8 protein-coding genes and 1 pseudogene are annotated in these 9,153 nt (G+C 57.7%); 6 read left to right on the forward strand and 3 right to left on the reverse strand.

Translation table 11 applies throughout. The features are described from left to right. From AWB78_RS40260 to AWB78_RS47200, 5 genes are all read left to right on the forward strand, one after another. Positions 1-1,313 (forward strand): AAA family ATPase (locus tag AWB78_RS40260; RefSeq protein ID WP_232478082.1); only part of this gene is annotated, 1,313 nt, incomplete at its 5' end. After that, positions 1,310-3,136 (forward strand): hypothetical protein, encoded by a 1,827-nt coding sequence (locus AWB78_RS40265; RefSeq protein ID WP_062612582.1) that lies wholly within the window; start codon positions 1,310-1,312, stop codon positions 3,134-3,136. The genes AWB78_RS40260 and AWB78_RS40265, both read left to right, overlap by 4 nt. 569 nt (positions 3,137-3,705) lie before the next feature. After that, positions 3,706-4,200, forward strand: coding sequence for a hypothetical protein (locus tag AWB78_RS44600; RefSeq protein WP_074173685.1), 495 nt, complete (start codon positions 3,706-3,708; stop codon positions 4,198-4,200). A gap of 215 nt (positions 4,201-4,415) precedes the next feature. After that, entirely contained in the window at positions 4,416-4,994 is a 579-nt protein-coding gene (locus AWB78_RS40275) for a hypothetical protein (RefSeq protein ID WP_062612586.1), read from the forward strand. 648 nt (positions 4,995-5,642) lie between these two features. Beyond that, positions 5,643-6,293, forward strand: coding sequence for an HNH endonuclease (locus AWB78_RS47200; RefSeq protein ID WP_157697811.1), 651 nt, complete (start codon positions 5,643-5,645; stop codon positions 6,291-6,293). 273 nt (positions 6,294-6,566) lie between these two features. On the opposite strand, the gene AWB78_RS40280 is transcribed toward AWB78_RS47200, so the two are convergent. Further along, a complete protein-coding gene (locus tag AWB78_RS40280) occupies positions 6,567-7,091 on the reverse strand; it encodes an RES family NAD+ phosphorylase (RefSeq protein ID WP_062612588.1) in 525 nt (174 codons plus the stop codon). Further along, a complete protein-coding gene (locus AWB78_RS40285; RefSeq protein WP_062612591.1) occupies positions 7,088-7,459 on the reverse strand; it encodes an antitoxin Xre-like helix-turn-helix domain-containing protein in 372 nt (123 codons plus the stop codon). Before AWB78_RS40285 ends, AWB78_RS40280 begins: the two co-directional genes overlap by 4 nt. A gap of 266 nt (positions 7,460-7,725) precedes the next feature. Here AWB78_RS40285 and AWB78_RS40290 point away from each other — a divergent pair. Next, positions 7,726-8,735 (forward strand): annotated as a pseudogene (locus AWB78_RS40290) (IS110 family RNA-guided transposase). 209 nt (positions 8,736-8,944) lie between these two features. On the opposite strand, the gene AWB78_RS48955 reads toward AWB78_RS40290, so the two are convergent. After that, on the reverse strand, positions 8,945-9,153 hold a 209-nt coding region (locus AWB78_RS48955; protein ID WP_232478083.1), incomplete at its 5' end, for a hypothetical protein.

Here is a 9,153-nt window from a genome sequence, read left to right on the forward strand (position 1 = left end):
GCAACGAAAGACGCGACTTGCGCCGAGAAAGCGCTTTGTCAATTCGAGTGGCTGTGCGTTTTGACACGGTCTGGGCCGACGAGATTCACATCATGCAGGTGCGCAACCAGGCCATGAAGGTGCATCTGGATGAGCTGGAAACTAGCATCGGCAAAATCACGGATTCCCGTAAGTCCGCTTCCGCGTTCGTGGAGTTATCCAGAATGGACGCGGAACCGGCTTTCCAGATCGGAAGGCCGGCCGACGAAGTGCGCAATCTGAAAACCTTCACCGACGAACTGAGAATCCGGCTCGCCTGCGTGCAGCCCGACAATCCGCTGTTCTTCCGCACGGAGGACTTGCAACTGTTCGTCGGTGGTCTTGCCATGAGTCAGTTGCATGTGTTCCAGGGCATCAGTGGCACGGGTAAGACCAGTCTGGCGAAAGCCTTCGCTAAGGTCGTCGGCGGCGAATGTCAGGATATCGCCGTGCAGGCGGGATGGCGCGATCGAAGCGACCTACTGGGTCACTACAATACGTTCGAGCGGCGCTTCGCAGAGAAGGAGTGTCTGCAGGCGATGTATCGCGCGGCAACGCCATCGGCGAAAGACCGGGTAAATATCGTCCTGCTCGACGAGATGAACCTGTCTCGTCCCGAGCAATATTTCGCCGACTTCCTGTCGGCGCTCGAGAAGGAAGGCGATGACCGGCTGATCCGTCTGGTCGAAACGAGTCCACCCAATCCGCCGCAACAGTTGCGCGGTGGTCGCGAGATTGTGGTTCCGGAGAATCTCTGGTTCATCGGCACGGCCAATCAAGACGAAACCACCAACGAGCTCGCGGACAAGACCCACGATCGCGCCTTCGTGCTCGAGCTGCCGCGTCATGAAGTCCGCTTCGAGATCGGGCAGCAACTGCGCCCGAAGACGTTTTCCTTCACGTCGCTCGACCAGGCCTTCAAGGTGGCGCAGGACTCGGCGCGCAAACAGATCGACGAGCGTATGGATATCATTGGCAATAGCGAGCTGACTCGCGTGCTAGCGGATCAGTTCGCCATCGGCTGGGGAAACCGTTTCGAGCGGCAGGCGCGCAAGTTCCTGCCGGTAGTAGAAGCTGCGGGCGGCAGCATCGCTCAGGGTCTGGATCATTTGTTGTCGACGCGGGTGTTCCGTAGCGGCAAGGTGATCGGCCGGTACGACACGAATGCCGAAACATTGGAGCGCGTACAGAGAGCGCTGCTGGATGTCTTCGCCACCGTCGCGGACGGTGCGCGTCCCGAGCGTTGCCTCGCCGCGATTGAAGCGGATCTCAAACGCTTGGAGCGTGGCGCGTGAAGGTGTTCGACCGCTACCTCGGCACGTCCGTGGCCCTGCCGGACAAAGTCGAGCCGGGGCGCTACAGGCTTCTGCGGCGTGCGATGCTCAACGGCAAGACCGCGCTCGAGGAACGCGTGCTCCTGATGAGCGACGGCTATGACTACTGCGTGCTCGACGGCGAGCTGCGTCACTTCTGCGAGACCGCGCACCGAGCCGACGGCGACGCGGTTGCATCGCTCATTCTGCGCTCGGTACAGACGCTGGCCGCGCAGTACCGCGCGCAGCCGTCGGCGCCACCATCCCCGCTGATTCCGGGCGAATTGGCGAATTCGGTGCGACTCGACGAGCGAGATGAGGCGCTCAGGCAGGTGATCGACAAGGGTCACCTTGGCGAGATCGCCCGCCGGCCGCGCTACGCCATGAAGTACGAGGCCGAGATCACGCAGATCCATCGCGTCCGCCGCATGGCGCCCAAAGCGGTCGAACATCTCGCCGCGCATTCGGAGGACTGGCACAGCCAAAGCTTGTTCGGCGTGCTGCCCAAGCGACTGCTCGCGCTGCTCAGCGAGGATGACTGGTCCATCTACGAAAACAAGGTCTACGCGCGCCTACTCGATGAACTCGACGATTATCTGCGCTGGCGTCTCGCCGAAACCCAGCAGATCAACGTGAAATACGAGGAAAAGCGCAAGCTGGAACAGTCCGAACACATTCACCACCGCCTGCGTGATCGCCTCTTCGAACTCTGGGGCGACGCGATCGACCCGGACGAGATGGCGCAGGGGCTGGAGGATTCGCGCGCCGCCATCGAGTTCCTACAAGCCGCGAAGATGCACGTTGGCATGCTCAGGCAGAGCGAGCTGTATTGCAAGGTGCCGCGTTCGGCGCGCGTGGCTGCGCAGTTACGCAACACCAACATCCTCATGCACGATTCGCATTATCGGCATCTGCGGACGCTGTGGGGAAAGTATCAGACGCGTGCTTCAAAGCAGCAAAGGCCGGAGCAGGTCTTTGCCGGGAACCTTCAGGCCCTCGACGATTTTGCCCACTACTTGCGTATGATGATTCATCGTGTGATGTCGACGATGGCGCTGGTCGGCACGCAATCGGGAAGTGATGGGATTGTCTTCGCCTTCGGACAGGCGCAGGGGCGGGTTTCGTTCGCCGATACCGAAATCACAATCAGTCTTGATGAACGCACGCTGGTCATCGTTCCTGCCCTGACGGAACCGGTTGATTCCGCGGACACGATGAAACCGGATGGTACCGGCCGCCTGGTCATTGCGTGCTTGCCTTCCATTTTACGGACCGACGTGCCGGAGTTCGCGCCCCAACATGCGGAACGCTACGTGATCAACCCGCTCAACTTTTACGGTGAAGAGCGGCTTATGTGGCTCATCGAACGATTTCTGTGGTTCCCCGTTTTCGAGGCTTATGGGCGTTTCATCGGGCCGCTTCCGCGCGAAGTGCTGGAGTGGTTTGAGCAACGGAAATTGGGTACCGTGGAGAATCATCAATGGAGAGCCGATCGGTCGTCTAGCGTCATCGAGCACAAAGAACTGCACGCGTGCTTGAGCAGCACCGCGCTCAACGCGGAGACCAAAGCGAAGATTTCACGGGCGCTCGACCGCACGAATCTCCTTAGTCTGTGCCGTCATTGTGGGGAGCCAGCGAAGTTCACGCCGCGCGGCGGTGACTTCACCGCGCGCTGTGAGTATTGCGGAACGCATTGGGGCGTCTATCGCCGTAACGCACGGCGGTTCGGCGAGATGGGTGTCGCATCCGCACGGGAAGAGCGCTTCGAGCGCGTTGGCTCATGGTCGAGTCTGTTCGAAGTGTGACCGACGCTCCTTAAGCCCCGCATCGCGAGCAGAACTGCTGCGAATTTCCTTTTCCTGTCATTGAACCCCTGATGGTTGATCGTCTGCTTGGAATCGGCGGAGGTCATCGATGCGGGAAGCGACCATATCAATGCTCGATGCAACAATCGTCAGCAATGGTCCGCCGTGTTGCTGACGATGGCGCGACTGTTCCTAAAGGTCTCTAAAGGCCGGTGACCGAGTGCGGAGGCCCCGATGTCTCTGCCAGCAGGTCGGCCTTATGGCAAGCATCGCATAAGGCCGAGCCAACTGCCTTCGCTATCAAGCTAACCTCGGCCATGACGTGAACTTGTTGGGTGCTTTGTCAGCGCTTGCACCCTTTTCGAAAGGGAAGCCCCGTTGACGAACGAGACCATGGACTTGGGGGATCACTGTCGCCAGAAGATTACGACCATATTAACGCCGTCCGCCCTCAAGTTCTGGCATCAATGTGCCGATATGCCGTCGTAAAATCACGAGTAGGTCTGGGTGTGGCAATCAAGGATGAAAGCGCCCAAGTCTTGAATCAAGAAAATCATCGGGGATAGCAGGTGGATTTTTTCGAGAACGTTGTTGTCGAATATCTTCGCGCAGATCGATCTGTCTTTCTGAACACCCAATGCTGCCTTCAACTCAATGAAGGTCACAATCCTGACACCTCTGGTCCACACTGGTACTGCGACGCAGTCGCGCTTGATATGCGCTCCCGTACTGTGTTCCTTTGTGAGATTACTTTCGCCAAACCACCCACTGGCCTGTTGAAGCGCCTTTCAGGCTGGCACGAGAACTGGGATGGGTTGCTTCACGCACTGCGGCGTGACTGCACTATACCCGACAGCTTCCCGGTTAGACCGTGGATTTTCGTCCCTGAAGCGCTAGTCGGCACCATTGTCGACTCGTTCGAAAAGACCGAGCTCCTCTATGGCACGGCGATACCGGCACCAAAGATCACAACTTTGGAGATGACTAGCCCGTGGCTCTATCCGTCATGGAACCGCGTGGGAGAAGCTGCCAAGCCATCATCGATTCCGGAATACATGCGATAGGAGCGCATTTTTCAGCGGCGGCTCATGTTTGCGGGCCGCCTTTTCTTGACATCCCGAGCGAGATTTTGAGCAGTAATGTCTCGCAAATCATGCTGAGCCGAGCATGCCCCTTGCGGCCACTAAAGGCGTCTTAGGACCGGATATCGGCAACTCATGGCTCGTATCAGGCGAAATCTACCTCCGCGCTCGCGAAATTTGACACTGAGACCTACCAAATGAAAAAGAGGGAAGCGATGTCCGAAGCGATGAAGACTTTGAAGGCCGGGCAGTACACTCTGGTAGCCCGCGTTATCGACTCCGCTTGCCGTGGGGTCCTGTGGGCCAATGGGAAAGTAGCGGTCGAGGTGCGCGGAGAGACTCTGGACGAAGTGTGGCGCGGACTTTGCACCGCTCTATATCAACGACAGATTTCGCTTGCCGCAGCGCGCCTCGATGAGCCGACGGTCGAGGAGGCTGCGAAGGCGTTTGTGAGTATCGCTGGCCAGATTACTGCTGGACATAAGGCCATGCTAAAAGCACATCTGACAGCTCCCGATAGGAAAATCACGGCGACGCAGCTAGCCAAAGCCGCAGGGTATCCGAATTATTCTGCCGCCAACCTACAGTATGGGTTGCTTGGTGCGATGCTCTTTGCAGAACTTCCCATAGATCTGCCGAAGCGAAAGGATGGCTCCCCAGTGATGACGTGCGCAATTGCATCAGACGACGATTTGCGAACCTCCCCCAAAGACGAGTGGATATGGGCGATGCGGCCTTACGTTGCAGAGGGCCTCATCGCCTCGCGCATTCTCTGAGGGCCTCGGAAGCCAGATCGCTTCTGCGGGAGTGCATGTCGCCAAGCGCACGCCTGTGGTCTGTGAGTGATGCGAAGTTTGAGGCCCGAGCTGCTCGACGATATAGGCGGAGACTCTCCGCCAAAGTGAGAATTGATGCGCCCGCGCATATGGGTACGATCGACTCTGTTTTTGCTTCTGATGCGTCCCGTTCAGTGACTGGTCCGCGACCTCCGGAGCCCCCAGACCATTGATATCTGGGGTCTTCGTTCGATCCGTGCAAAAAATGGCGGTTAGATCAGAAAGCGGCCGAAATATCATGGACTTGCGTTTCCACAGATAGCGCGATTCCATCGACGGCGAAGCCTTGCTGCAGGCGGCGGCGCACAGTAACCGCCAGATTTCGCACAAAAAGTATGCCCACCCCGTCTCGTGCACAAAGCTTCTTCGAGCAACGGAGGTGGGCACCGCAGGATGCGATTCTTGCTCGGGTGGTCCAAACTCGACACTTAACCGGATATTCAACTCAAGAATTCAAGGTATTTCGCAGATAAGGATGATTGGAAGAGAAAGGCGCCCGTGCTCGAAGCAACCAGACCATGAAACACGAGTGCAAGAAGACTGAGCATAGGAAGCACTCGCACTGAAACAACCAACAAGGGGTGGACTATGAATAGCAATTGTAAATCGCGCTGTGACTGGCCGACTGGGGAGTCGCTGGAAGAGGTGATGGCGCGATTGGGGGCTTCGGGGCCGGTCGAATCTCCCCTAGAAAAGCTTGGGTATTCTAGCTACGCCAACTACCTTTCGCGGGCACTCTGGAAAAAAATAAAGAAGCGTGTTCTTGTTCGAGACGACCATACCTGTCAGCGATGTTTTGGTAGCGCCTCGGTTGTTCACCACCGCAGTTATTCAGAGGCGGTACTGAAAGGCGAAGACGATAGTCAGCTCGCGTCGTTGTGCGAGGGTTGTCATCACGTCATTGAATTCGACGATGACGGATCGCGGCGCACCGACCGGGAAAAGGACGAAGTGTTGGCTACCAAATGTCTTCGCGTCGACTTTCCTGCCGTCAAAGTCGACCTAAGACGAAAGTGGCCAGTGTTGCCGACTCGGTGGAAGCGAATGAATTGGTGGCAGCGAACCGGTTGGATATCTGAGCACGAATACCAAAGAATCGGACGAACTTGGCCAGAAGGCGAATTCAGCCACGACCAAAACAAGCTTCGTTCGGTCCTTTTGGCGATTCGTGCGCGGACTGCTGAAAGCACATGGCGTGATGTCGCCGGAGGCCGCCCTGCCACGGAGCAGAATGAATAGCCCGCTACCTAGACTCACGCCCGGACCGTGGTTGATTCCGGAGTTCCATTGTCCACATACACTAGGCACGAATTTGAGCACGTCATGCACGTCATTCGGGAAATGCATAAGCCGCATCGATTTCCCCAGTTACCCAGGAATTCTATAGGAGAGCGGAGAACAATCGGGGACTTGGTCGGCGCGGTTAAAGCGGGGTCCGTCGTGAGCGTGGAATCGCATGCTACAGGTTTCGAGCGCCGGATGGCAGATTTCGCAGTTGACTCGTGTCAGGTTCTACCGCTCCCAGCTGGACTGATCCTTCGGAAGTTGCTTGCTAGGGTCGTTCACCTCGATTGAATTGCCGTGGCCGAGCCGGTCGTTGAAAACCACCACGTTGGTGCCGCCCGCATGCGCCTGACTCGGAAAAACAATCCCGGTGTAGCCGAGGTCCCTGACCAGGTCGCTCAACACCCAGGTCGGCGGCTCAATATGTTGCTCGAACTTCCAATACCGCCAGTCCTCGCGCCAGTCGTGCCAAAGCTCATCCCAATTCCCGCGGTCGAGTTGCCGTAGGTCCACCAGGTCGCGGAGTTCGGCAACGTAAGAGCAAATGGTGCAGGGCGGAAGGAAAGGGGAGGTCTGCTGGTATTCTCGCAGCGCCGTCAGTTCTTCCAAAGACAGGTACAGAGCTTCGACCCCTTCGCGGTTGAAGCGTCCACCCTTCAGCGCGGCGCCCGCGCCGCTCATGGGTCGGTCGGCCCAGCGCGGTGCGTGAGCGCGATAGAGCGTGGTTCCCTTCGGCAGATCGGTCAGGATCATCCAACGAAACCTGCGCTGATAGACTCCAGGTAGTCGATCGCATCCTCTGTCCGACCTTCCTGGACCAACTGGAGGATCGTCTTATGGCGAAAGGCCGGGATGGGATGGTTCTTGATGAGGAACAGCGCGCGCTCGAGGTCCGGTTGAACCGCCACCGCCGCCGACACCACGCGCATCAGATCACGCAGGGCGGCCTGCAATCTCGGCGACTCAGGGTGCGTGCGCAGCGTATTTCGGTGCACGCCGGCGATGGTGGCCAAATCCTGCTGCTGCAGGCCGAGCACGTTGGCGAGATTGATCGCCGAAAGCCGGGAGGTTCCCGCCTCTCGGGCAGACTCCAAAACGTCGGCAAAAGTATCAGCGTTCATCTCGTGGGCTCCGGCGACAATCCATGATGCACATTATACGCACAGTTTGGGCATAGTATTCATGGGTCGCGACACAGCGGTCTTTGGATCAGGGAGCTCGATTAGTTAGCTGCTTCACGATGTCGAGGCTTTTTTGAAATGTCGGGGTTCCGGCTAATTAGATGGAATGGTCGCCTCCCGCCTTAACGGTCGTCTGACGCCGCAGCTCGGTTGACTGGAGCATGCGACATTGCTGGTTCGGCGTGCCCGCCGCAAAGGAGAACCAGATGGAACCCTCGATCATTGCCATCGATCTGGCCAAGCGCGTCTTCCAGATTCACTACGTCGATCCTCAGACCGGCGCGATTCACAGCAAGGCGCTCAAACGGGCACAACTCGTGCCGTTCTTTGCGAACCAGCCGGCTTGCCGCGTCGTCATGGAAGCTTGCGGCAGCGCTCATCATTGGGCCCGAACTCTGGCGCGACTCGGCCACGACGTGCGGCTTATAGCCGCTCAGTTCGTGCGACCGTTCGTGAAGTCAAACAAGAACGACGCGGCCGATGCCGCTGCAATCTGGGAAGCCGCCCAACGCCCTGGCATGCGATTCGTTGCAGTCAAGACCGAAGATCAGCAGGCCATGCTTGCTCTGCACCGGATCCGTCAACAATTAGTTCGGGTTCGCATCATGCAGATCAATCAGCTTCGCGGATTGCTCTACGAATTCGGCATCGTACTGCCGCAAGGCCGTCGCCCATCGATTGAGGCTGCAAAAGCGGCTCTAGCATTACTAGATGATCAGTTTCCCGTCATGCTGATGGACAGTCTGCAAGATCAACTCTCGCGACTTCGCACGCTCGACGAGCAGATTGAGCGGCTCGAACGTCGCATTCAGGAATGGCGGCGCAATGACGAAGCATGTCGCCGCATCTCCGAAATTCCCGGCTTGGTGTTCTTACCGCGACGGCCGCGGTATCGGTGATTGGACAGGCAAAGTCGTTTCGCTCCGGGCGCGAGTTCGCAGCCTATCTCGGTCTGGTGCCGCGACAGAATAGCTCCGGAGGCAAAGCGAAGCTTGGAGGCATCAGCAAACGCGGTGACGTGTATCTGCGAACACTGCTGATTCATGGTGCTCGAGCGGTGATCTCAAGCTCAAGGCATTTGCCGGAGCGCTTGCGCCTGCTGTTGACCCGGCGTCCGACGAATGTCGTTGCTGTCGCTCTCGCCAACAAGATGGCACGAACGATTTGGGCGCTGCTTGCGTATGGACGAACATATCAAGCCTCGCCAACGCAGTAAGCAAGCTACGCAACTTAAAAGCCCATCCACGGTTGCACAGGTAGATTGAACGATGGCAAGACAGGTTGGACCGCGCAAAGGCAAGCCTGAGACATTTCTCGGACCTCGAGTCCGCCAATTAGATTAGGACCTTTGCGGCGAAATCCATCGGGGCCGGCGAGTACACCTCGCGATCGAGTCCGGATATAAGTCCGCAACCACCCTGCTCGTCACGAACGATTACCTTGCAAATGGGAGGCGACCATATAAGAAATGTCTGGTTTGAGGGAGGGGGTGAGTCTTTCTTTCACGGGTTTCATCCATGCAGTGTTGCAGGACAGCTTATGAACTGGCAAGGCGCGTACTGACTGGTGCATCAAATAGTGCTCTTTTTTCTCAGGCAGCGTAACGGACGTGTCTTTCCTTAAAGAGATTGCGA

Origin of the sequence: Caballeronia calidae (genome assembly GCF_900044055.2) — a bacterium.
GTDB classification, from domain to species: Bacteria; Pseudomonadota; Gammaproteobacteria; order Burkholderiales; family Burkholderiaceae; genus Caballeronia; species Caballeronia calidae.